The sequence below is a fragment of the Streptococcus sp. 1559 genome (assembly GCF_013276735.1).
GTDB lineage: Bacteria > Bacillota > Bacilli > Lactobacillales > Streptococcaceae > Streptococcus > Streptococcus pseudopneumoniae.
The window spans coordinates 1-25,350 of the sequence record NZ_VMLO01000009.1; the positions used below are offsets into that span (position 1 = coordinate 1).

General features: G+C 40.5%; 21 protein-coding genes and 2 pseudogenes. 1 reads left to right on the forward strand and 22 read right to left on the reverse strand.

What is annotated here, in order from left to right; all coding sequences use genetic code 11:
- Nucleotides 1-509 precede the first annotated feature (509 nt).
- From HT688_RS02200 to gyrA, 17 genes and pseudogenes are all read right to left on the reverse strand, one after another.
- Nucleotides 510-1,421: pseudogene (locus HT688_RS02200) on the reverse strand (Rpn family recombination-promoting nuclease/putative transposase).
- A 337-nt stretch (nt 1,422-1,758) separates the two neighbouring features.
- A complete protein-coding gene (lepA, locus tag HT688_RS02205) occupies nt 1,759-3,582 on the reverse strand; it encodes a translation elongation factor 4 (RefSeq protein WP_001047210.1) in 1,824 nt (607 codons plus the stop codon).
- Between the two features lie 78 nt (nt 3,583-3,660).
- Nucleotides 3,661-4,389 (reverse strand): metallophosphoesterase family protein, encoded by a 729-nt coding sequence (locus tag HT688_RS02210; RefSeq protein ID WP_172923507.1) that lies wholly within the window; start codon nt 4,387-4,389, stop codon nt 3,661-3,663.
- Between the two features lies 1 nt (nt 4,390).
- On the reverse strand, nt 4,391-6,058 hold the full coding sequence (recN, locus tag HT688_RS02215) for a DNA repair protein RecN (protein ID WP_172923508.1): 1,668 nt from the start codon (nt 6,056-6,058) through the stop codon (nt 4,391-4,393).
- Nucleotides 6,059-6,064: 6 nt separating this feature from the next.
- Complete coding sequence (locus tag HT688_RS02220) at nt 6,065-6,496, reverse strand: arginine repressor (protein WP_172923509.1); 432 nt, start codon at nt 6,494-6,496, stop codon at nt 6,065-6,067.
- Nucleotides 6,489-7,304: a TlyA family RNA methyltransferase gene (locus HT688_RS02225; protein ID WP_001041041.1), complete on the reverse strand. Its 816-nt coding sequence runs from the start codon at nt 7,302-7,304 to the stop codon at nt 6,489-6,491. The genes HT688_RS02220 and HT688_RS02225 overlap by 8 nt, the downstream gene beginning before the upstream one ends.
- Nucleotides 7,297-8,172: a polyprenyl synthetase family protein gene (locus HT688_RS02230; protein ID WP_000743837.1), complete on the reverse strand. Its 876-nt coding sequence runs from the start codon at nt 8,170-8,172 to the stop codon at nt 7,297-7,299. Before HT688_RS02230 ends, HT688_RS02225 begins: the two co-directional genes overlap by 8 nt.
- Complete coding sequence (locus HT688_RS02235) at nt 8,169-8,381, reverse strand: exodeoxyribonuclease VII small subunit (protein WP_000043232.1); 213 nt, start codon at nt 8,379-8,381, stop codon at nt 8,169-8,171. Before HT688_RS02235 ends, HT688_RS02230 begins: the two co-directional genes overlap by 4 nt.
- Nucleotides 8,359-9,699 carry an exodeoxyribonuclease VII large subunit gene (xseA, locus tag HT688_RS02240; protein ID WP_000417491.1) on the reverse strand — a complete coding sequence of 447 codons (1,341 nt, stop codon included), beginning with the start codon at nt 9,697-9,699 and terminating at the stop codon, nt 8,359-8,361. The genes HT688_RS02235 and xseA overlap by 23 nt, the downstream gene beginning before the upstream one ends.
- A 127-nt stretch (nt 9,700-9,826) precedes the next feature.
- Nucleotides 9,827-10,465, reverse strand: a complete 639-nt coding sequence (udk, locus tag HT688_RS02245) for a uridine kinase (protein WP_001181364.1) — start codon at nt 10,463-10,465, stop codon at nt 9,827-9,829.
- A gap of 107 nt (nt 10,466-10,572) precedes the next feature.
- The gene (locus HT688_RS02250) at nt 10,573-10,875 is read right to left on the reverse strand and encodes a bacteriocin immunity protein (protein ID WP_000983427.1); all 303 of its coding nucleotides are present in this window, start codon (nt 10,873-10,875) and stop codon (nt 10,573-10,575) included.
- Complete coding sequence (locus tag HT688_RS02255) at nt 10,872-11,093, reverse strand: leucocin A/sakacin P family class II bacteriocin (RefSeq protein ID WP_000811515.1); 222 nt, start codon at nt 11,091-11,093, stop codon at nt 10,872-10,874. The genes HT688_RS02250 and HT688_RS02255 overlap by 4 nt, the downstream gene beginning before the upstream one ends.
- Nucleotides 11,094-11,241: 148 nt before the next feature.
- Nucleotides 11,242-12,120, reverse strand: coding sequence for a tRNA pseudouridine(55) synthase TruB (gene truB, locus HT688_RS02260; RefSeq protein ID WP_001013283.1), 879 nt, complete (start codon nt 12,118-12,120; stop codon nt 11,242-11,244).
- Nucleotides 12,121-12,130: 10 nt separating this feature from the next.
- A complete protein-coding gene (locus HT688_RS02265; protein ID WP_050207941.1) occupies nt 12,131-13,405 on the reverse strand; it encodes a DUF2130 domain-containing protein in 1,275 nt (424 codons plus the stop codon).
- A 95-nt stretch (nt 13,406-13,500) separates the two neighbouring features.
- Nucleotides 13,501-13,782: pseudogene (locus HT688_RS02270) on the reverse strand (PLP-dependent transferase); the annotation flags it as partial.
- Between the two features lie 159 nt (nt 13,783-13,941).
- Nucleotides 13,942-14,685: a sortase SrtA gene (gene srtA / locus HT688_RS02275; protein WP_000018518.1), complete on the reverse strand. Its 744-nt coding sequence runs from the start codon at nt 14,683-14,685 to the stop codon at nt 13,942-13,944.
- A complete protein-coding gene (gyrA, locus tag HT688_RS02280) occupies nt 14,685-17,153 on the reverse strand; it encodes a DNA gyrase subunit A (protein ID WP_101514747.1) in 2,469 nt (822 codons plus the stop codon). The genes srtA and gyrA overlap by 1 nt, the downstream gene beginning before the upstream one ends.
- A 193-nt stretch (nt 17,154-17,346) precedes the next feature.
- Here gyrA and HT688_RS02285 point away from each other — a divergent pair, with 193 nt between their 5' ends.
- Nucleotides 17,347-18,315 (forward strand): L-lactate dehydrogenase, encoded by a 969-nt coding sequence (locus tag HT688_RS02285; RefSeq protein ID WP_000204723.1) that lies wholly within the window; start codon nt 17,347-17,349, stop codon nt 18,313-18,315.
- Nucleotides 18,316-18,584: 269 nt separating this feature from the next.
- On the opposite strand, the gene HT688_RS02290 is transcribed toward HT688_RS02285, so the two are convergent.
- From HT688_RS02290 to walJ, 5 genes are all read right to left on the reverse strand, one after another.
- On the reverse strand, nt 18,585-21,839 hold the full coding sequence (locus tag HT688_RS02290) for a DEAD/DEAH box helicase family protein (protein WP_172923510.1): 3,255 nt from the start codon (nt 21,837-21,839) through the stop codon (nt 18,585-18,587).
- A gap of 164 nt (nt 21,840-22,003) precedes the next feature.
- Complete coding sequence (locus tag HT688_RS02295) at nt 22,004-23,875, reverse strand: Eco57I restriction-modification methylase domain-containing protein (RefSeq protein ID WP_023940171.1); 1,872 nt, start codon at nt 23,873-23,875, stop codon at nt 22,004-22,006.
- 75 nt (nt 23,876-23,950) lie between these two features.
- A complete protein-coding gene (locus HT688_RS02300; protein WP_007285186.1) occupies nt 23,951-24,205 on the reverse strand; it encodes a type II toxin-antitoxin system RelE family toxin in 255 nt (84 codons plus the stop codon).
- Between the two features lies 1 nt (nt 24,206).
- Nucleotides 24,207-24,449 (reverse strand): type II toxin-antitoxin system RelB family antitoxin, encoded by a 243-nt coding sequence (relB, locus tag HT688_RS02305; RefSeq protein WP_000208079.1) that lies wholly within the window; start codon nt 24,447-24,449, stop codon nt 24,207-24,209.
- A 90-nt stretch (nt 24,450-24,539) separates the two neighbouring features.
- Nucleotides 24,540-25,349: an exodeoxyribonuclease WalJ gene (gene walJ / locus HT688_RS02310; protein WP_172923511.1), complete on the reverse strand. Its 810-nt coding sequence runs from the start codon at nt 25,347-25,349 to the stop codon at nt 24,540-24,542.
- Nucleotide 25,350 lies beyond the last annotated feature (1 nt).

Here is a 25,350-nt window from a genome sequence, read left to right on the forward strand (position 1 = left end):
ATATATATGGATAGGCTGTACAAAGCTATTCTATCAAGCTTCCTGACGATTCTGTCTTGAGAAACATATACAAATCAAGGTTTTATTACAATTTGATAACATTTTAGTTACGGTTTGTTTCGAAGTAATTTCCCCCTGATGTTAAGCACATCAAATGCTAATTGATAAAAACAAATCCTAGCATTGTATCATTAAAAAGCCGCTCTTCTGTAGTAGACACGCCATACCCTCTTTTTAATCATTTATGGATAAAACTAAATCATAGGCCAGTTTATAGATTCTAACCCCTTGCTTAGGGATTCTTATAGATTAGATTATTAGCTAGCCAGCTCCAGTTTTTCTAAGATCACTACTTCTCTTAGGCTTACTTGATTTACAAATGACCTAACTAGCTAACTCCGAAATCACTGTATTTTATCGAACCCTATCTAGGAGATAGAGAGTTACAAAAAACTCCAACCATGGCTTGCGAACCTTGTCTTTGCTGGTTTCTCTGTATTTTTTAGGGCTTATTTGTATTTTTTCAATAGCTCCTCAAACTCAGCGACGGTTATGCCCAACTGCTGGCTAGCAACCTCAGAAGTCAGAAGACCTTGGCGGACTAGATTTACTAAACCTACTTTTAATCCCTGTTCAAGCCCCTCTGCACGACCTCTCTCCAACCCTTTTTCTTCAGCTTGTTCCAAGGCATAGTCCTGTGCTAATAAGGCTTGTTCTTCTCGCATACGTAGTTGACTAAACATCTCCCTGTCCTCCTCAGACCAGCTCTTGTAATCTAGCAGTTGGTCTGCTTGGCTGATGGCTCGCTCAGGTTCTTGGGTAAAGGGTTTATTCCCGAAAAACTCCAACCATGGCTTGCGAACCTCGTCTTTGCTGGTTTCTCTGTATTTTTTTAGTTCCAAGAATGCCATCTTAACCAGATGGTTTTCCTGTCCATTGTTTGTAATTGTTAAAACCTCACCTGTCCTATCCTCTCGCATGCTAAAACTATGAAAAGCCAAGTCATCTGAGAAGTAGTTACTATCCACAATTGCGATAGCGTATACTGGTGAGATGTGTTTATAACTCTGATGAGTATCACCTTCTCGTTGACGAATTTTTTCAAGATTTTGATTGACCTAACTGCAAAGGTAAGCCCATAAACGATTGATGAAAAAATTATGATGATGAACCTGAATTTCGATGATAACTTGCGTACCATTATCCAACTCCGCCAAAACATCTATACTGGTATAGAAATCTTGCGCCGAATAGGGCATGGAAGGCAAGACGTGAATGTTACTTCCCTCCAAAATGGTCACATTTTTGGCTGGTAAATCCAGCATATCGCGAATAAATTGACAAGTGATTTCCGGATTGCTAAAAATCTTCTTAGCAACCAAATCATTGGTCGGGCTAATGCCCGGATGACGTACAGTCATATTGCTTCTCCTTTCATTATAGCACATTTTTTAATCTAGATTTGATTATTCTATTTACTTATTCGAAAAAGAGAGGAAAATACAGTCAAGATATGGTCACAAATTTAAAATTTTATAGTGAAATGAAAAAATAAGAACAGGGCAAATCTATCAGGACAGTCAAATCTATTTCTAACAATGTTTTAAAAGTAGAGGTGTACTATTCTAGTTTCAATCTACTATACCATTATTTTCTCCGATTTCTTGATAGTTTATAAAAAAGCAGGCCATTAAAGCCTGCTTTACTATTGATTCTTATATACATTTCCTGTGAACAAGGAAAGGCATTTCTGATAACTTATTCTTCATCCATGCTCAAGACGCTGAGGAAGGCTTCTTGTGGGACTTCCACTGATCCAATAGCTTTCATACGTTTCTTACCAGCTTTTTGTTTTTCAAGGAGTTTACGTTTACGAGAAACATCACCACCATAACATTTAGCAAGTACGTTCTTACGAAGGGCCTTAATATCAGTACGAGCGACAATCTTGTGTCCAATTGCTGCTTGGATTGGAACCTCAAATTGTTGGCGAGGGATGATTTTCTTGAGCTTATCAACGATGAGTTTCCCACGTTCGTAGGCAAAATCCTTGTGAACGATAAAGCTGAGGGCATCCACCTTGTCTCCGTTGAGAAGGATATCCATTTTCACCAGCTTAGATGGGCGATATTCTGACAATTCGTAGTCAAAGCTTGCATAACCACGTGTCGAAGACTTAAGTTTATCAAAGAAGTCAAAGACAATTTCAGCAAGAGGAATTTGATAGATAACATTGACACGGTTATCATCAATATAGTCCATAGTCACAAAGTCCCCACGCTTACGCTGAGCTAGCTCCATTACTGCTCCGACGAACTCCTGTGGTACCATGATTTGCGCCTTGACATAAGGCTCTTCAATGGTCGCAATCTTAGTTGGGTCTGGGAACTCAGATGGGTTTGACACATCCATAGACTCACCGTCGGTCAAATTAACCTTATAGATAACAGACGGAGCTGTCATGATGAGGTCAATGTTGAACTCACGTTCCAAACGTTCCTGGATAACATCCATATGAAGAAGTCCAAGGAAACCACAACGGAAACCAAATCCAAGAGCCTGAGATGTTTCTGGTTCAAACTGAAGACTAGCATCATTCAGTTGCAATTTTTCAAGGGCTTCACGTAGGTCATTGTACTTGTTTGACTCGATAGGATAGAGACCCGCAAAGACCATAGGATTCATCTGTTTGTAACCATGTAATGGCTCTGTCGCAGGATTGGTTGCCAAGGTAACGGTATCACCCACACGAGTGTCCTGAACCGTCTTGATAGAAGCCGCAATATAACCAACGTCCCCAGTCGCAAGAAAATCACGACCAACTGCTTTGGGTGTAAAGATACCGACTTCGGTCACATCAAAGGTCTTGCCATTGCTCATAAGCTGAATCTTATCGCCAGGTTTGACCACCCCATCCATGACACGCACTTGGAGGATAACCCCACGGTAAGCATCGTAAACTGAGTCGAAAATCAAAGCCTTAAGAGGCGCCGTCACATCACCCGTTGGTGCTGGTACTTTTTCTACAATTTGCTCAAGGATTTCCTCGATCCCAATACCAGCCTTGGCAGAAGCCAAAACTGCTTCACTGGCATCTAGACCGATGACATCTTCAATCTCTGTACGCACTCGCTCAGGGTCTGCAGCAGGCAGGTCAATTTTGTTAATGACTGGCATGATTTCCAAATCATTATCCAAGGCCAGATAAACGTTGGCAAGAGTTTGAGCCTCAATCCCTTGGGCAGCATCGACCACCAAAATCGCTCCCTCACAGGCAGCTAGCGAACGTGAAACTTCATAGGTGAAGTCTACGTGTCCTGGTGTGTCAATCAAGTGGAAAATATAAGTTTCCCCATCTTTTGCAGTATAATTGAGCTCGATGGCATTCAACTTAATGGTAATCCCACGTTCCCGCTCTAAATCCATACTATCCAAAAGTTGGGCCTGCATTTCACGACTGGATACTGTCTCTGTCTTTTCCAAAATGCGGTCTGCTAGAGTCGACTTTCCATGGTCAATATGGGCGATAATAGAGAAGTTACGGATCTTCTCCTGTCGTTTTTTCAATTCTTCTAAGTTCATGATTCTCTTCCTTTCAGGGTATCTATTTATTATAAATTGTTTTTGACATTTTGACAAGACCATCCCCTGCTAGGAGTACTAATCTTCAGCGACAAAGCCGTCATTCTCAATAAAGTGATGTTCTGTCATCCCTTGGTCTGTAAAGACAATCCCGTGAAGGACACCACCATAAACAGCTCCTCCATCCATTCCAATCTTACCATCTTCTGTAGTCCAAAGCTCAGCTGTACCTCGATCTTGCTTTAACAAACCATAGACCGGTGTATGACCAAAGACAATAGTTTTTCCAGTATGATTTTCGGCTTCATGGAATGGTTTTCTAAGCCAGACCTTTTTATAATCTGTGGTTTCATTCCAGTCATCCAAGGTCAAATCAATACCTGCGTGAACGAAGATATACTTGTCTGTCTCTACCACAAATGGCATTTGACGAATAAATTTGACCAAGTCTGCCGCTTCAGTAGCAACACGCTTGGCATCCTCAATCCCGTCAACTGGGGCATCCAAGGGACGACCTAGGATAGAGTTAATAGTTGTATCACCACCATTACGACGATAGTGGTCATAGCTTTCTTCTGGATCATCTAGCCATGTCAAAAACATATACTCGTGGTTTCCTGACAAACAGATAGCCCCTTGATTATCCACCAAGTCCTTGACCATTTCAAGGACACGGCGACTATCTTCACCACGGTCAATTAAATCCCCTAGAAGGAGCAACTGGGTCTGACCATCCCAGGTTTTGAGAAGGTCTTCCAGCATCCCAGCTTTTCCGTGAACATCTCCAATTACATAATAGTCAGTCATCTTATTTCTCTCTGTTTCTCAACAATTCTCTGGCTTGCGTCAGGGCTGCTTCGGTCACATCATCACCTGCCAACATCTTAGCAACTTCCTCCACTCGCTCTTCAACCGTCAAAAGACGAACAGTCGAAACCGTTGAATGGTCATTACTAATCTTCTCAATAAAGAATTGATAATCCGCAATCGCAATCACTTGTGGCAAATGGGAAATAGCCAGAACCTGACCATGCTGACCAATTTTATGAATCTTCTGTGCAATAGCTTGAGCTACACGACCTGAAACTCCTGTGTCCACCTCATCAAAGACTATGCTGGTCTTGCCTTCTTTACGTGAAAAGGCAGACTTAATGGCTAACATGAGACGAGATAATTCCCCTCCAGAAGCAACCTTAACCAAGGGTTTAAAGTCTTCTCCAGGGTTGGTTGAAATATAAAACTCAACCATTTCATTGCCCTCACGACTGAATTTGCCCTTGCTAAAACGAACCTGAAACTGGGCTTTTTCCATATAAAGGTCTTGCAGTTCTTGTTTAATCTCAACTTCGAGCTGCTGAGCCAAGTCATGACGAGCAGAGACAAGCTGACCTGCCAAGTCGACAAGATTGACTTCCAACTTCTTGAGCTCTGCTTCCATGTCCTCAGACGAAAGATTATTGCCTGTCAAGAGATTGTATTCTCCCGTGATCTTGGCAAAATAAAGCAAGATATCGTCTACAGTCCCACCGTACTTACGGGTAATGGTATGAAGGAGATCCAAACGATTCTCAACCTGCATGAGACGATTGCCGTCAAAATCAAGATCCTCGATAATAGCTTCCAAACGTTTGCTAATGTCTTCTAAGACATAGTAGGTCTCAGACAGAGAGCTTGAAATTTCACGGTATTCAGGGTCGTACTCTTCGACACTTTCCATATCATTCATAGCTGAACGAACATTGGCCAGACTTGAAAAGTCTTCATTGTCCAACATACTGTAGGCATTGGTCAGTGTATCCGCAATATTTTTATGGTTGAGCAGTTTATCACGTTCTTGATTGAGAGCCAAATCTTCTCCAGCCTGCAAGTTTGCTGCCTCAATCTCTGCCATTTGAAATTCCAACATTTCGATACGTGCCTTGTGTTCCTGTTGGTTTTTCTTGACTTCCAGAACCTGCTTACGCATTTTCCGATAGGCATCAAAACTCGTTTGATAGGTTTCTTTTAAGTCCCAAAAGGCTACATCGCCAAATTCATCCAACATCTGGATATGCAGTTGGGGACGCATTAACTCCTCTTGGTCATGTTGACCATGTATATCCACCAGATGTTGTCCAATAGCACGCAAAACAGACAGATTAACCATCTGGCCATTGACACGACTAATACTCCGACCATTTTGCAAGATTTCCCGACGGATGATAATTTCATCACCTAATTCTAAACCTTGCTCATCAAAAATTTCCTGTAAAAGACGACTATTCTCAACTGAGAAAAGCCCCTCAATCTCTGCCTTTGGCGCACCATGACGAATAACATCTGTCGTAGCACGAGCTCCCAACATCATATTCATGGCATCAATGATAATCGACTTCCCTGCACCCGTTTCACCAGTCAGGACTGTCATCCCCTTTTCAAAATGGAGGGAAATAGCCTCAATAATGGCAAAGTTTTTTATCGAAATTTCAAGTAACATATAGACCTACCATTTTTTTACTTGTTCAAAGATTTCCTCAGCTAGACTTTCACTTCTGGCCATGACTAAAATCGAGCTATCATCAGCCAAACAGCTGAAAATCTTATCCGCAAAAGTCTCAATTAACTGAGCTTTTACAAAAGACGTATTTCCTGGAATAACTTGGAGATTGATCATCTTGTCCATCAATTGAGCCGATTCGATATTATATTCAGCTAGTTGCAAACTTTTTACGATTGATTTTGGCAATTCATAGACATAGGTGTTGTCTCTCAAAGGAATTTTGACAATGCCTAGCTCTTTGATATCACGTGATACTGTCGCCTGAGTGGCAGTGATGCATGCCTCTTTCAAATGTTCTACAATTTCTTCTTGTGTACCGATTTGATAATCTGTCACAAATCGTCTAATTTTTTCAAGTCTCTCTTTTTTATTCATTTTTAAATTGACTATGCGCCCTTTCTACTATTTCTTCAATCTCAGCAAGAACCTGATTGCTTGCTGACTCTTCTTTTTTCAAATACGCTAAAAACTCGATATTTCCATGTCCACCTTGGATGGGAGAAAAATCCAATCCAAGGACTGAAAAGCCTTCCTCTACTGCCATAGCTGTGACAGATTCAAGGACATGTTGATGAACCTTAGCATCGCGAATAATTCCATTTTTCCCGATCTGCTCTCGACCTGCTTCAAACTGAGGTTTAACCAGAGCCACGACCTGCCCTTGATCTGTCAAGACTCGGTGCAAGGCCGGAAGAATCAGACTAAGGGAAATGAAACTCACATCAATACTGGCAAAGCTCGGTTCCTGCTCGAAATCGGTCTTTTCAGCATAGCGGAAATTAAACTGCTCCATGCTGACAACTCGTGGGTCTTGGCGTAGTTTCCAAGACAATTGATTGGTACCAACATCAACTGCAAAGACAAGTTCAGCACCATTTTGCAACATGACATCGGTAAAACCTCCAGTAGAGGCACCGATATCAATCGTTGTAGCTCCTTCCACTGACAAATCAAAGACCTGCAAGGCCTTTTCCAGTTTCAAGCCACCACGGCTGACATACTTGAGTTTCTCCCCCTTGAGTTTTAACTCAGTGTCGTCCGGGATTTTCTCTCCTGGTTTGTCAAACCGTTCTCCATTCAGGACTGCTAGGACTAGACCAGCCATGACACCGCGCTTGGCCTGCTCTCGCGTTTCAAACAAGCCCTGTTTATAAGCTAGTACATCCACTCTTTCCTTAGCCATTGATTCTCAAACTTTCTACTACTCTTACAATCGATTCTATCTCAAAGGGAATCTGCTGGGCAATGTCGTGTAATTTGGCATTAGCTTGATCCAAAGTCTGGTTACAAAAGGCAATGGCCTCTTCCAAGCCCAATAAGGCTGGATAGGTTGATTTTTCAGCCTGCAAATCCTTTTGTGGTGTCTTGCCGATTTCCTCAAAACTAGCTGTCACATCCAGCACATCATCTCTGACCTGAAAAGCCAGCCCAATCAATTCACCAACAGTTTTCAGCTTTGTCTGCATTTCAGGTGCCAATTCCGCAATGATAGCAGCCGCTTGGAAGGGATAGGCTAGTAGTTTTCCAGTCTTATTAGCATGAATAGTCTGGAGTTCTTCCAAAGACAAATGCTGGTGTTCGCCTTCCATATCCAAAACCTGGCCTGCTACCATACCCAGACTTCCTGAAGCAAGCGATAAGTTGGCAATCAAGTCTACCTTAATCTGACTTGGCAAATCTGCCTGCGCTATCAAGGCGTAAGGATCTAGGAACAAAGCGTCTCCTGCCAAAATGGCCATAGCTTCACCGAATTTTTTATGGTTTGTCAATCGTCCCCGACGGTAATCATCATCATCCATAGCAGGAAGGTCATCGTGAATCAAACTCCCTGTATGAATCATTTCCAAGGCCGCGGCCACCTGCGCGTGAGCAGGTTTGATCGCAACCTGCAAGGCTTCCAGAACTTCTAACAAGATAAAAGGTCGAATACGCTTGCCACCAGCATGAATAGAATAGAGAACAGACTCTCGCAAACTAGAGGCAAACTGCTGGCCTCCATAAAAATCTTCCAAGGCTGACTCGACAAGAGCTAATTTTTCTTGCTTCTTCATTCAAAATCACTTTCTGTTCCGTCTTCTTGCATGACCTTGACCAAGGTCTTTTCAGCCTTGTCCAGCGTCGCTTGGAGCTCTTTTGACAAGACCATGCCCTTTTGAAAAGCAGCAATCGCATCTTCCAGAGCAATTTTACCATTTTCCAAACTTTGGACAATGGTCTCCAGTTCTGCTAGATTTTCCTCAAATTTCTTTTGTTTTGACATCTTTAACCTCTAATTCTACTTGACCATCTCGCATCAAAAGCGTTACTTGGTCTTTTTTCTTCAAACTCTCAACCGAATCTACAACGGACTCTTCTTTTTTGACAATAGCATAACCACGCGCCACGATTCGACTGGTATCCAACATGAGCAGGGCTTCTGAAAGTCTCTTGACTTCAGCAACCCTGGCATCATAAACCAGCGCCATTTGGCTACGGAGGAGCTTGTCCAACTGGCCTAGACGGTCTTGATAGCGTTGGATTTTGGTAACAGGTGATAATTGAACCAGTTGATGCGTCCTTGCTTGGACTAATTGCTTGTTATCAGAAATCCGTGTTCGCAAACTTTGTTTCAAACGCAATTGCAGTTGATCCAAGCGTTGCATATAGCCATCATACAAACGTTCTGGTTGTCTAAAGATAACAGACTGACTGCATTTTTTCAAAGCTTCTTGTTTCTTAGATAGGACATTTCGGACTGCCGTTGCCATCCGTTTTTCCTGATTTTGCAAATGAGCTAATAGATCCAACTTGGTCACAGGTGTTGCTAGTTCAGCCGCCGCTGTTGGCGTTGCAGCGCGTCGATCTGCCACAAAATCCGCCAAGGTCACATCCGTCTCATGCCCCACACTAGAAATAACTGGCAAACGAGACTCAAAAATAGCTCGTACCACAATTTCTTCGTTAAAGGCCCAGAGATCCTCTATGGAACCACCACCACGACCAATAATGAGTAAATCCAAATCGTCCCCTTGATTAGCACGCGCAATATTTCTAGCAATTTCCTCGGCAGAGCCTTCACCTTGCACCTTAGTCGGATAAAGTAGGATATCGACACCTGGAAAGCGCCTGCTGACGGTCGTGATAATATCTCGAATAACGGCTCCACTGCGACTGGTTACCACACCAATTCTCTTAGAAAATTGGGGCAGAGCTTGCTTGAAGCGTTCTTGAAACAGGCCTTCTTCTGTCAATTTTTTCTTGAGTTGTTCAAACTGAATCGCAAGCGCCCCAACCCCATCAGGCTCAGCCTTTTCAATGATGATGGAGTAGCTACCACTTGGTTCATAGACCTGCACACGCCCAATCACATTGATTTTCATTCCTTCTTCTAGGTCGAAACCTAATTTCTGATAAACCCCAGACCAGATGGTCGCTTGAATAACTGCATGGTCATCTTTTAGGGAGAAATATTGGTGAGTAGGTCGTTTACGAAAGTTGGAAACTTGACCAGTTAAATAGACCCGCTCCAAGTATGGGTCTTTATCGAATTTCATTTTCAGATACTTGGTCAAAGTTGTTACCGATAAATACTTTTCCATCTCCACCTACTATTCATTTTCTTGCTCTTTCATGGGTATTATTATACCAAAAATATGCCTAAAAATCTCCATTTATGTACCATTATGAGGGAAAAATAGAAAAAGGAGGCAAGGCCTCCAATTCTGTTTATTTGCTATTTCGAGCTTCTTCCAAAATCTTAGCAATCTTGGTCGTCAACAGGTCGATAGCTACTGTATTGCTGACTCCCTCAGGAATGACGATATCAGCATAACGCTTAGTCGGCTCGATAAACTGATGGTACATGGGTTTAACCACACCTAGATACTGGTCAATAACGCTATCAAGGCTACGGCCACGTTCTTCCATATCGCGCTTGATACGACGAATAATGCGCACATCATCATCCGTATCCACAAAAATCTTGATATCCATCAAATCGCGTAGACGCTTGTCCTCCAAGACCAAAATCCCCTCAACAATAAAGACATCTTGAGGTTCCTGACGATAGGTCTTGCTACTCCGTGTATGCTCTGTATAGTCATAAGTCGGGATGTCCACCGGACGCCCTGCTAACAATTCCTTCATCTGCTCAATCATCAAGTCTGTATCAAAGGCAAATGGATGGTCATAGTTGGTTTTGATACGCTCTTCAAAGGTCAAATGAGACTGATCCTTGTAATATGAATCATGCTCAATCATGGAAATCTTTTCATCAAGAAAATGCGATAAAATGGCTCTTGAAACACTGGTTTTACCACCACCAGAACCACCTGTCACTCCAATAATGATTGGTCTATTTTGCATGCTATCCTCCGTTATTTTATCCGTCGTCTATTCTATCACATTTTTTACAAAATTTATAGTCTCATCAGCAAAAAACACCAGAGTCTTCCCTCTGATGTTCGATAGTTTTAACGAAAGCCCTGTAGGGTTTGAGCAAGCATCTGCAAGAAAGCCAGTCTCCCTCTTTCCTGGCTAGGAGCTTTGGCAATCCATAAACCAAAATCAATGACAGACTTAGGTGCCTGGTAATGATGCGTCATGAGGTAAAGCGACAACCCTTGACTCAAATTGGCCATGACCGATTGGTATTTTTCATTTCTGTCTAAATTTTGTATAGCAAGACGAAACAGGTGACTCAACTCACTATTTTCATTTATTTCTTTTTGTTGAAGAAGTTGCTCCACCCTTTCTCGAAACTCATTTTGCATCATGGAATTATCACACCAAATCCTGGTCTAGGTGCCCATGGACCATAATTAATCCAGCCATTGACTATTACACTTCCCGTGTACCCCCAAAACTCTCCAGGATTGATACTGCATTTTGCTCGACCTTTAACGTCTACACAATATATTCCTGGGCCTAAGTTCCCACCAGAACCTGTAATGGACTCTAAATATTTATCTGAAAGAATTTTAAGTTGCTTCATTTCACACCTCTAAATTTCTATATAGATTATTTGAGTATCTACAACTCGCAACAATTGGAATATTATAATTCCCAAAACTATTCTACTATTAGTATGGGGTTTTATCAAGCAATTGTTATCTATCACCCGATTTTTATTCCTAAACAATCTAGCTAAAAACCTTCCTTGGCTTATAGAGATTGCCTCGTTTTTCTAGAATGGCTAACAATTTATCATCTTCAAAGGCAGCCAGTTCTTTGTCCGTTTGGTCTAGCTCAATAAAACGACCAAAGCGAACTTCTGTAGCTTCTTCTGGACTTAGGAAAACTTTGACAAGATCACCTGTCCCAATCTCTAAAGGATGGAGAAAATCTAATTGCCCAGCCTCTACTTTTTCAGCAATTTCCTCCAAGGTCAGTGCGTCTTCTAATTGTAAGCCAGCAGCACTAGTACGAGTTAACTGAGACATATGAGCCGCATAACCAAGCTTTTCACCCAAATCAACTGACAAAGTACGGATGTAAGTCCCTTTACTGCATTTTACACGAAAAGTGAATCGGGCAAGTTGGCCATCATAAGAAATCGGACTTGTTCGCTCAAATTGATAAATGGTCACCTGACGTTCTGGACGCTCCACTTCCTGACCAGCACGCGCATACTCATAGAGCTTGCGACCATTAACCTTAACTGCCGAATACATAGGGGGAATCTGGGTAATAGGCCCAGTCAAGCTCGCAATCGCTTCATCAACAAGCTTTTCATCCAATTGCGATAAAACAGGTGTCTCTGCGACCACTTCCCCACTGGCATCCTCAGTTGTCGTGGAATAACCCAGAGTGATTTCCCCCTCATAGACCTTGCCCTCGTCCTGCATAAACTCGACCATGCGGGTCGCCTTGCCAACCGCAATGGGCAAAACGCCCACTACATCTGGATCCAAGGTCCCACCATGACCAATTTTCTTGGTTCCCAAAATCTTACGCAGTTTAAAAACCGCATCATGCGAGGTCATCCCCGCTTCTTTTTTTAAGTTGATAATACCGTTCATTTTTGCTTTCTCACTCCCCCTTCAATGCTTCAAATTTCGCTTTCATGGTTGGATTTTTCCGGGTCAATTTTTTAACAGAGACATCTTCCAATTTGTTGTTAGCTAAACGGAGTTGGTTTTCAGATGTGGTCAGGAATTTCTTAACCTCTTCCATGCGTTTGATGGCCTTGTCGATTTCATCAATAGCTTTTCCAAAGTTGGTCGAAGCTGAATTATAGTTCTTAGCAAAAGCTAGTTTAAAAGCATCCAAGTCTTCCTCAAAATGTGTAATGTCGATATTTTGCTCGCGAACAAGCGCTAACTCCTGCTTGTATTTTAAAGAATTAAGAGCCGCATTACGTAAGAGCCCAATCAACTGAATAAAGAATTGAGGACGAACCACATACATCTTTTCATACTCGTGACTGACGTCAACAATCCCTGTGTTAAAGTAGTCATTATCAGCCTCAAGCATGGTCACCAAAACGGCATACTCACAGTTCTTCTCCCGACGGTCCTTGTCCAATTCCTTGTAAAAATCTGCATTCTTGTGCTTCTTCTCCGTTCCGTCAGCTTCATTCTTCATCTCAAACATGATGGAGATAATCTCTACCCCATTTTCATCACACTCACGGAAGATGAAGTCTCCCTTAGACCCACGCGCAGAGACCTTGTTATCCTTCTCAAAGTAGGCATTTGGAAAGGCGAAACTACGGACCTTGTTAAACTCACTCTCTGCATACTGTTCCAGACTTTCCCCGATCGCTTTTGTAGATTGCTGGGCTTTGAAATTCTTATAGAACTCGACTTGTTCACTAGCTGCTTTAAGCTGGGCTTCATAGTTTTGCTTAACAGAAGCCAAAGACAACTCATTTTCCTTTTCTTGCAATAGTAACTGATTTTTAACCTGATCACGTTCTTTTTCTAGGTCAGAAAGGGTCTTTTGCAGTTGATTTTCATGCTCTAAACGCAAAGTGGCCAATTGGTTCTCCAAAGCCTGTACTTCCTTGTCCTTAGCCAAGAGGGCCTGATGGCTTGTCTCTTCAACTTCTTTCTTGGCCAATTCTTTTTCTGTATCAAAGTTTTGGATCTGACTCTGTAATTGCGCAATTTCTTGATCCTTCTGAGCCAGTTTAGTCTGTTGCTCATTCATAGCCTTTTGCTCAGCCAAGGCCAGTTCTTGCCTCATCCTATCGTGTAGTTCCTTATCAAACTCTGCCGTTCTCACTTGGGACAAAAGTTCAGCATACTGGCTTTCATTTACTGTAAAGACTTCCCCACAGTTGGGACATTTGATTTCGTTCATATCGTTCCTCTTTCTAGACTTCTTTATCCATTATATCATGCCTGAAGGAAAATCAAAAACAGCGAGTCGAAACCCACTGTTTATCTTCTTTTACTTTAAATTTTCTCCAAGGCCAAGCGCAAGTCTTCAATCAAATCATCTACATTTTCAAGTCCGATTGACAAACGAATTTGGTTTGGTGTGACACCTGCCGCTTCTAGGTCTTTTTCTGACAATTGACCGTGAGTGGTTGTTGCTGGATGGACAACAAGCGATTTAGCATCTGCCACATTTGCAAGATCAGAGAAGATTTCTAAATGATCAATGACCTTGCGTGCTTCTGCCTCCCCACCTTTGACATGGAAGGTAAAGATGGAGCCGACACCTTTTGGCAAGTATAGTAGATTGAAACTAGAATAGTACACCTCTACTTCTAAAACATTGTTAGAAATCGATTTGACTGTCCTGATCGATTCGTCCTATTCTTATTTCATTTTACTATATTTTTATGAAAATCTTAAAAAAATCAGTGAAATTCTGGATTTCACTGATTTGTATTAATAAAATTGTTTATATGGTTGATTGAAAGCTGTTAGGATTTCATCAGATGTTTGTGAATAATCTTTTGTTTCTTTCAAATCACCTTTGACAATAATACGTTCTGTAGCAGCAAGGTCTTCACAGGTTACTAATGTGATTTCATTGACCCCTTCTCTATCATCAACTTCATCAACACGATCCGGTGTCACACGTTTGACTTCACGTATTTCATAAGTATAAACTTTATTTTTATCGGTTAGATAAATCTTCATGCCATTTTTAGCATTATCTAAAGGAGAAAATAACATTTTATTAGCATTATCAACACCAAAGATATGGTGACTAGCTAGACTATAATTTCCTTCCCCCATTACTTGCTCGCGTTTCATTGTACCAGCTCCGTAGAAGAGATTAACATTATCAAGTCCTTTAAAAATCGGCAAATTCATTTCCAATTCAGGAATTGCAATTCCCCCAATAACTGGTAATTTTTGAGCATCCCATTGAGAAGTTAGAACAGCTTCCGAAGAGATAGCTTTGACAGAATCAAAGTCAAAATTGCCTTCTGTATCCTGATTTTCTTCTAATTTTTCTTTTGATACCTGGCTAACTTGATACTTATTGGTATTCCAGACTATGAAAATATTTCGAATTTGCGCATTAAAAATCAAAGCCAGTGACAGTAATATCAGAAATCCTGCTAGGATATTTGTCAGCAGATTTTTTCGCTTGTTTTTCTTTTTATTATTTTTATGAGACATTATTCTTCACCTTCTGTTTCATTTTCTGTCCCAACCTCTTCTTTTTCTGCCACCGCAACCGTTGTGAAAGTCACTATCTGAGCATCTTGATCCAGGCGCATTACTTTAACTCCCATAGTTGCACGTCCTGTTTGTGAAATATTGGCAAGATTGGTTCGAATCATGACACCTGTATCAGTGATAATCATCAAATCCTCATCCCCTTGAACAGTCATAAGACCGGCCAGCAAGCCATTTTTTTCGGTAATTTTAGCTGTCTGCATTCCCTTACCACCACGACCTTTTGTTGGGTATTCAGTAGCGACTGTACGCTTACCATATCCTTTTTCTGTGATAATAAGAACCTCATCTTGATCAGTAATCAAGCTGGCACCAACAACTGTGTCTCCTTCACGAAGGTTAACACCTTTCACACCAGTGGCGATACGACTCATACCACGAACGGCTGATTGATTAAAGCGAACTGCATAACCAAACTTGGTACCAATGATAATATCCATATCTCCTTCCGCCAACAAGACATTGATTAACTCATCTTCATCCTTTAAATTCAGCGCTTTGAGACCATTTTGACGAATATTGGCAAATTCCTTAACACTGGTTCTCTTCACAATACCGTGACGGGTTGTAAAGAAGAGATAAGCATCATCACTGCGATCAGACTCAACATTGATAACCGTCTGAATATTTTCGTCTTCATCCAATTTCAAGAGATTGACTACTGGTAGCCCTTTGGCAGTCCGACCATACTCAGGAATTTCATAACCTTTCAAACGATAAACTCGTCCTTTATTTGTGAAGAAGAGCAGATGATCATGGGTGCTAGTTGATACTAACTCACGAACAAAGTCATCATCTTTCACTCCTGTTCCTTGGACACCACGACCTCCACGTTTTTGAGCAGTAAATTCAGCTTGGTCCAGACGTTTAATGTATCCTTTGTTAGAAAGGGTAATTAAGACATCCGATTCTTCAATCAAGTCCTCATCCTCGAGACTCAAGACCTGTCCAACCATCAACTCTGTACGGCGTTTATCGGAAAATTTACGTTTAACTTCATCCAATTCGTCTTTGATGATTTGAGAAACACGTTCAGGCTTAGCAAGAATATCCGCTAAGTCCGCAATCAGAGCCAAGAGGTCATCATACTCAGATTGAATCTTATCGCGTTCCAAACCTGTCAAACGACGAAGACGCATGTCTAGGATGGCCTGACTTTGACGTTCAGAAAGCTTAAACTTACTCATCAACTCATCTTGTGCTTCCGCATCCGTTTCACTAGCACGGATGATACGAATCACTTCGTCGATATGGTCTAGCGCAATCAAGAGACCTTCTAAGATATGAGCGCGCGCTTCCGCTTTTTCCTTATCAAAACGTGTACGACGAACAACCACTTCTTTTTGGTGCTCGATATAAGCATCCAAAATCTGACGAAGAGACAAAATTTTCGGTATACCATTTTGGATAGCCAGCATATTGAAACCAAAATTGGTTTGCATTTGGGTCATTTTGAAGAGGTTATTGAGAATAACATTGGCTGAGGCGTCGCGCTTGACTTCAATAACAAATCGAACACCTTCACGGTTTGACTCATCACGTACTGCTGTGATACCCTCAATGCGTTTTTCCTGAACCAAGCGAACAATATGCTCATGCACCTTGGTTTTATTGACCATGTAAGGAAATTCTGTTACAACGATGCGCTCACGACCAGTCTTAGTCGTTTCAATCTCTGTACGAGAACGTAGGACAATCGAACCTTTACCTGTTTCATAAGCCTTATGGATACCTGATTTCCCCATGACAAGAGCACCAGTTGGAAAATCTGGTCCAGGCAAGACTTCCATCAAGTCCTTGGTAGTCACTTCAGGATTATCCATGACCAACTTCACTGCATCAATGGTTTCACCCAGATTATGAGGTGGAATATTGGTTGCCATCCCAACCGCGATACCAGTTGCTCCATTAACCAAAAGGTTTGGAAAACGCGCTGGCAAGACCAAGGGTTCCCGTTCGTTGGCATCATAGTTATCAACGAAATCAACTGTATTTTTGTTGATATCACGAAGCATTTCCAGAGCAATCTTGCTCATACGTGCCTCGGTATAACGTTGAGCGGCAGCACTATCTCCATCCATGGAACCAAAATTCCCATGACCATCTACAAGCATGTAACGGTAGCTCCACCATTGAGCCATACGGACCATGGCTTCATAGATAGAGGAATCCCCGTGTGGGTGGTATTTACCCATGACATCCCCTGTAATACGAGCAGATTTTTTATGGGGTTTGTCTGGAGTAACACCCAATTCATTCATTCCGTAGAGAATGCGACGGTGAACAGGTTTTAAGCCATCTCGAACATCAGGAAGAGCTCGCGCTACGATAACACTCATGGCGTAGTCGATAAAGCTAGCCTTCATCTCCTTTGTCAGATTGACATTCACTAAATTTTTATCCTGCATTAATAAATGCCTCATTTCACAATTAGTAAGTAACAACATTATACCATAAATTTCCATCTATTTCAGCCTCTAAACCACTAAAACGTTTACATAGAGAACTATACGGCATATTCGTGACAAAGTTTTTTAAAAGTGATAGAATGAAGTTGTCTAGGGAAAATCCCCTAATAAAATTAAGGAGATGTTTAGAACAATGACTTCAACTAAACAACACAAAAAAGTTATCCTTGTCGGTGATGGTGCTGTAGGTTCATCTTACGCTTTTGCACTTGTTAACCAAGGAATTGCACAAGAGCTTGGAATTATCGAAATTCCACAATTGCATGAAAAAGCTGTTGGTGATGCGCTTGACCTTAGTCACGCCCTTGCCTTCACTTCACCTAAAAAAATCTATGCAGCTCAATACTCTGACTGTGCAGACGCTGACCTTGTTGTGATCACTGCAGGTGCACCTCAAAAACCAGGTGAAACTCGTCTTGACCTTGTAGGTAAAAACCTTGCTATCAACAAATCAATCGTAACTCAAGTTGTTGAATCAGGTTTCAAAGGTATCTTCCTTGTTGCTGCTAACCCAGTTGACGTTTTGACTTACTCAACTTGGAAATTCTCTGGTTTCCCTAAAGAACGCGTTATCGGTTCAGGTACTTCACTTGACTCAGCTCGTTTCCGTCAAGCCCTTGCTGAAAAAATCGGTGTTGACGCTCGTTCAGTTCACGCCTATATCATGGGTGAACACGGTGACTCTGAGTTTGCCGTTTGGTCACATGCTAACGTTGCCGGTGTAAAATTGGAACAATGGTTGCAAGCTAACCGTGACTTGAATGAAGCTGACCTTGTAGAACTCTTCATTTCTGTTCGCGACGCTGCATACTCAATCATTAACAAGAAAGGTGCTACATACTACGGTATCGCTGTAGCCCTCGCTCGTATCACTAAAGCAATCCTTGACGATGAAAACGCAGTACTTCCACTTTCCGTATTCCAAGAAGGTCAATACGGAATTGAGAACGTCTTTATCGGTCAACCAGCTATCGTTGGAGCACACGGTATCGTTCGTCCAGTAAACATTCCATTGAACGATGCAGAAACTCAAAAAATGCAAGCATCTGCTAAAGAATTGCAAGCTATTATTGACGAAGCATGGAAAAATCCAGAATTCTAAGAAGCTTCTAAAAATTAATTTAACTATAGACAACTCCTTGAATCATCAGGGAGTTGTTTTTTCTGTATTATAGTAGGTTGAAGTTGAAATAGCACCCTATCACTCTAAAACGTTGTTATAAAATGCTTTAAATTCCTAATTGATTTGTTCATATCTTATTTCAATCCATTATACATCTTCCCACAATAAAACGCATAATATCAAGGATTGTCAATACCTTATCTTATGCGTTTTTTCTGATTTCAAAGAATTTTGACTCAGCCTTCTTTTTAATTATTTTCAAAATAGGAATCAACCAACTTTTGAATGCGCCCTTCTTTAGCCGCTGGAATGGTATCTGCTAAAACAAAATTCTTCCTACTGATATCTTTAGAAAGATTGCCAAATATAAAATTAGTGGAAATGTTATAGATAATCTCAGACGGAGCAAATCCATAAACTTGGTTTTCTAAGATATGTTTTAAGCGTTCTTCAGAATTTGGAAATGCATCTTTCAAACCTTCGCTATTATATAGTCGCTTAACAAGTTCAGCAATATAGAGACCAGACTTCATGTACAAATCAATAAATGTCTTAAATGGATCATCAAATATTCCTGGATTTTCTTTTTCAAGATCATCTACCATCCTCTTCACTACCCGTTTAGGAGTGAAAATCTGATTGGTTTTCTGTGGTGGAATATAGTCAAAAATATCTTCTTTTTGGTCTTTAAAATAATCCGCCAACTCCTCTTTCTTGCGAAGAAATTCTTGAATAGCTTCGTCAAATGTTGCTTTATCAAAGAGATGTCCTGCAAAATCTTGTCCTCCATCTCTCAAATAACGAAATTGATCAATCGTAATACTAGTCACCTCAAAGAAGACTTGCTCAGGAACAAAGGTCTCAAAATTATCAAGTGTTAGAGATTGATTGCCATAAGCCATAATAAAACTTGGGATGGTTCGTGCAAATCCACGAAGATGGTCACGAATCTCATCTTGAGCTGATTGTTTCAACTGCTCAACACGTTTTCTCTCAACCTGTTCGATAAATCTCTCAGGCATTTTCTCTACTTCTTTTTTGAGTGTTTGCTCTAGTTTTTCTTTGTGAATGAGATTATTTTCTTCTAAACGTTTATCAAAATCTTCTTGAATCTTATCCTTTTGCTCCTTATCATCTGCTTCTTTAATTTGTTGCTGCAATTCTTGCTTGATACGAGCTTCAGAAATTTTTCTTTCAATGTCATTTTTTCGAATTTCATTATCAAATGTTGCTGTAATTTGCTTCTTGATTTGGTCTGTTTCCCGAGTTTTAAGGTTGTATTCAGCTTTTAAATCTTCTACAATCACTGAAGAAACTGTCTTACTCAAATCATTTGCCAATTGTTTTTGAGTTCGTTCCTCATCTTTTGTGACTAACTCAGCAACAGATTCACCAAGCCCATAAACTTTTTCACCAAAAAGTCGCATTTGCTGATTAACTACAATTTCATGGTCTACTACTGCATTTCCCTCATCATCGACTGTAACATCTGAAAAGTCTAATAAATCAGAACTATCTTGTACCTTCCCTTCCTTTTCAACTGGCAGCTCATTTAAAATATCTAGAACTGTTTGACTAGCTTGGAAAATACCGCTAATATTATCAAATAATAGATTGGACATAAAGCCACGTTTAAGAACTTCTCTAGCTTTTATCTGGCGAGGAATGGTTAGAACCGCCTTGGCATCAATTTCAACCATTTTACCAGCACGGTCTTCAGCTATGACAGGGAAGAAATTGAGTAATTCTCTGATGTTTTCTTCACGAGTTGTCGAAGTCCCGCCGCCTCCTGCAGTCGCAAGCGATAAGTTGTTGGCAAACTCATCAAAGAGAATCAAGGTTCTTTCCGGCGCAAAGTCAAATACATAGGCTCTTTCTTTGCGAAAGTGATTTCCTTTGTTATCGATCCATGAGTAAGGATTTTGAGCACGGAAGGCGGCCTGCATATAAAGTGCAGGTGATTTCAAATTCGATAACATCAATACACCTGTCCACTCAGGGATAGTGACACCTGTCGTCAATTGACCGACGGATAGGGTAATGGTTTTGTCATTACCTGCTATCGCTTTTCTAACCAAGTCCAAGGATTTGAGTTTGACTTTATCGTCTTCTTCGGACATACGTCCGTCACCAGCAGCTAGAACGATCTCATAGTTTTCATAGATTGGGTGTTCTTCTAGTAGGGCTTTTAATGCTTTGGCCGAAGCGACACGTTCTAAAAGCCAAAAAGTATGCTTGAGTTCATTACGGAGTTCTTTGGTTGAAAATGGATATTTTTCATTGCTTGATAGAGTATCTAACCAATTTCTGACATCTTGCTCATGGATAAATTTACCTTTATCATCTGTAGCGAAAAATTCACTCAAGTCAAAAGCATAGTCAATATTTTCACCATCAAGTTGAGCGCCTTTCTCTAGCTCTTCACCAATCATCTGAGACATTTGATAGGTAAAGAGATTTAACTGAGGTAAGGTTTCATATGGATTTTCCTCTTCTTGCTCAGGCGACCAAATAGTTTTGGCTGCCTGCTCATCAGCATAAGACCAGTTATAGATTTGCTCCTCGGTAAACTCTCCCTTTGCCAATGCTTTAAATGGAGTTCCAGAAAGGTGTAAGGTAAAGTTTCGACGGATCTTATTAAAGGCTTGGTCAGTCTTGAAGGTATCAACTCCTTCATGAGCCTCGTCAATAACCAACAAATCCCAATGCAGATCAGTCACCCATTTGAGTTTATCGTGCTCGCCACCTAAATAAACAGAACCTTTCAAGTCTTGGAGACTGATAAAAGCAAGTTGTCTTACATCGTCAGCTAAAATACCAAGAAATTCTTGTCGTGACAAGATTGGACGACTCTTAAGGCTATCTGATTCAGAAACAAACTTGTAAGTCGTTTGACCTGCTATGAATGTTTCAAAATCATCATACCATGAGTTAGCAATGGCAGGGCGGTTTGTTACAATTAGGACATTGACAGCTTCCATCCGTCGAGCTAGGTCATAGGTAGACAAGGTTTTACCAAAGCGTGGCTTGGCATTCCAGAGAAACTTGCCTCCAGCATGTTCTTGGAAATAAGCTAATGTCTTAGCAACTGCTTCTTCTTGCTCTTGTCGCAGAGTATAGTCCTGTCCTTTTCCAGGCTGATAACCAGACAAATCATGCTGAACAAACTTATCAAAAAGATTTTTTGATTTTTCAGGAGTTCCATTAAAATAGAACCATTCCGTCTTAGGACGACGTTCTACATCATGGAAAGACAAGAAATGGTGGAAATCATGGTCCTTGAAAGTTTTCCCCTTATCAGGCTCTTCTGTATAAGCTGCATCACCAGTCCATAAGACATCTGTAGCTATATGAGCTGTATGCGTTTGCTCCTTGATACGTTGTGTGACATCACGTTCTGTATACCCAATCTTAATCCAGCCTTCATTACTGGTTACTGTCGGTGTGGTATAGGCATAGATTTTAGGATGAATCTCTTTAGTGGTTTTAATTTCTACTGGCATAAGTTTTCCTTTTTTGAACGTTTGCTAACGAAGTCAATTTATCTAACAAATGACTTTCTCATCTCATAAGTACAAAAAGGGTCAGGGCATCGTATGCTTCCTGACCTAATCCTATATAGTCATTTTAGATCATTGAGCACTATTTGTCAAATAAAAATACTTTTCTAATCCATCTCCCTTACATGATTCTCAATAAAGGCAATTTCTTCAGGGGAAAGGTCATATTTTTGATCAAGCTGGCGGTCAATATCAGCCACTGATTGTGTCCAATCAATGTCCGAATTGACCGTAAAGTCTTGGAGGGGGACGTAATACCAAGTTTTGCGTGAATTATGCTGAGTAACTTTCAAAACACCTAATAATACTCTAGCGAATTTAGTTTTAATAAATTTAATACAAGCATCGGCTTCAAATTTTGTTTTAAAATTACCAATAGATAAAAAAGTATCTGTATGCCCGATTAGGGGTTCCCCGATTAGGGGTGTTGATAAGACTTCACCTAAGGCACCACTTCCATTAGCTTCTGGTACAAAAACATTATAATTTTCGAATGTTTCCGGTAAATCTAAATATTTTTTATTAATATATCGATAAACACGTTCGGAGCCAATTCTTCCAAGTAGAGCAACATGGTCTTTTTCTTCGTTGTTTTTGAAAACAAAATCTAACTGAGTTAGTGATTTCGAAACAATTTTATTTTTTGTCCCTTTTCCTTGCAGCTTTTCAGCATTTGGATAATCAGAAAAAAGTTTATTTGAAAATCTATAAATACCTTGAGGATAAACTAAATCAGAAAAAGTTTCAAATTCTGGATGTTTTTCGATTTTTTTTACAATACCATTCAAAGTTTCAAAAATAGTAAATACTCCGATTGGTCCCAAATCTTTATCAACATCACGATAAGTTATTGCTACTCCACCCTTAATATCCGTTCCTGTAAATACTTTACCGCTTTTAAGTTCATAGAATTGAACTTTTAAATGCTTGTCTTCAAGCATCTTTTCCATCCAATTTTTAGGAGTTTGACCAGCTTTAAATAAAAACCTTGCTGGGGTGATTAGTATAGATTTATCTGCGATTTTATAAGCTTCATCAATAAAATAGTGATATATCGGCTCATCTCTAGCTTCTCCTATTTCCTGATACGGCGGATTTCCTATCACGACATCAAATTTCATTTCACTTTCCTCGCTAGATAGGCGCTCAAAACCTATCATTCTATTCTTTTTCCAGTCTTTGATATGGGTTTTAGATTCTTCTACATCTTGGACCTCTAGCTCATCCGCAAACAAACTCAATTGTTGAGATTGCCTTTGTTTAGCTGAATAAGGACTACTTTTTTTCAATCCATCCATCTGAAAGACATTGTAAGAAATAATAGTCGCAATTTCTTTCTTTTGCTCTAATGTTGGTTGATTTCCAGTCTTAGCTAGATAATAGTCCTCAAAAGTTGCCAAAAGATTCTCACGCGCCAAAAGGAGAGAATCTCCTTGATACTCATAGCCATAAGAAGCTCGATAAGCTTTTTTTACAAATTCATAAAAGGTGACTTCATCTGAGACCTCACGACTAATGCGCTGCAATTTTCTATCAACAAAACCAACTCGTTCAGATAATGGAATTTCCTTACCAGTCACTGTATCATAGCGAGTTACCATATAAGGTGCTTCACCACAGGTAATTTCTAGCCATCGCACTTGGATATAATCTTCAAGATCCAGAGCTTCAAGGTCGGCTTCCACATATCCATTTTGCTTTGCGACCAACCAAGTTGGTGTAAACACTTCTGCCCTTATTTTTGTACGATCTTTTTGCTCATACTTGGATTTTTCAGATCTGGGCTGAATCAAGTTAGCATAGTTTCCAGTAACCTTACTTGGACTAATACTATCACTAGGACTAAAGCCTTTTCCTAACAAGTTATAAGAATGCGTCGCCCAAACTATATTTTTCTTTGTTGTTCTATCTTTTAAAAGTATTTTTAATAAATCAGCAGACTCCTTAGCCAACTGCTCTTCACTAATATCTATTGCCATAAAGCAACCTCTCTTGTATTGTAAGCCCTATTATATCATATTTAAAAGAATGAAAATTTACTTGAAAAAAGTAATTCAATAAATATCTCTCCGATGACCAACTTCTAGAATAGCAACGACTAATTCATCATCTACAATTTGTACGATAACTCGATAATTACCAATTCTATAGCGCCATTGACCAACACGATTACCAACCAAAGCCTTTCCGTGTCGTCTTGGGTCTTCCAAAACATTGGCTTGTAAATAGTTTGTAATTAGCTTCTGCGTATAACGATCCAATTTTTTCAATTGCTTGATGAATCGTCTTGTCGGAACTAATTTATACAAATTATTCATCCTCCAAGCCTAAATCATGCATCATTTCTTCCCAAGTAATGGGTTCAACTCCTTTTTCCAAGTCTTCTAAATACTCTTGATAGGCTAAATCTGCCACACGAGCATCGTATTCGTCTTCTAGAGCTTCGAGAGTTTTGGTGCGGATCAGTTCCGACAGGGAAACTCCTTCAAACTTAGCCATTGCTTTCATAAATGTTTTATCAGCTTCAGAAACTTTTAATGTAATAGTAGTCATCTTTTGCACTCCCTTTTTTAATGGTAACACCATTGTATTACTTTTTAGGTGTTCAGTCAATATAAAAAGAACACCTTCTCAGCGTTCTTTCTATATGTCCGTCAAGGGTGTTGCGGTATCTGGTGAGGTATCATAAACCTTAAAGTCCACTCCGACTCCCAGATCAGCTTGAGCCAGCTGATTGACCATGGTCATATGAGCCAGTTCCTTGATATTGTTCTCCTTAGATAAATGCCCAAGGTAGATTTTCTTAGTGCGGTTTCCCAAGGTACGAATCATAGCTTCAGCACCGTCTTCGTTAGAAAGGTGACCGAGGTCAGATAGGATTCGTTGTTTGAGTCGCCAAGCGTAAGAACCTGCTCGCAAAATCTCTACATCATGATTGGACTCAATAAGATAGCCGTCCGCATTTTCGACAATTCCCGCCATACGATCGCTAACATAACCTGTATCAGTCAGCATGACAAAACTCTTGTCATCCTTCATAAAGCGATAAAACTGCGGTGCGACTGCATCATGGCTTACACCAAAACTCTCGATGTCGATATCTCCAAAGGTTTTGGTTTTACCCATTTCAAAAATATGCTTTTGCGACGAGTCTACCTTACCGAGATACTTGCTATTTTCCATAGCCTGCCAGGTCTTTTCATTGGCATAAAGATCCATACCATACTTGCGAGCCAAAACGCCTACTCCATGGATATGGTCTGAATGCTCATGGGTAATCAAGATGGCATCCAGGTCTTCTGGCTTGCGGTTAATTTCAGCAAGTAGGCTAGTAATCTTTTTACCAGACAAGCCAGCATCCACTAAAAGCTTCATTTTTGGGGTTTCCAGATAAAAGGAATTTCCACTGGAACCCGACGCTAAAATACTGTATTTAAAGCCTGTTTCACTCATT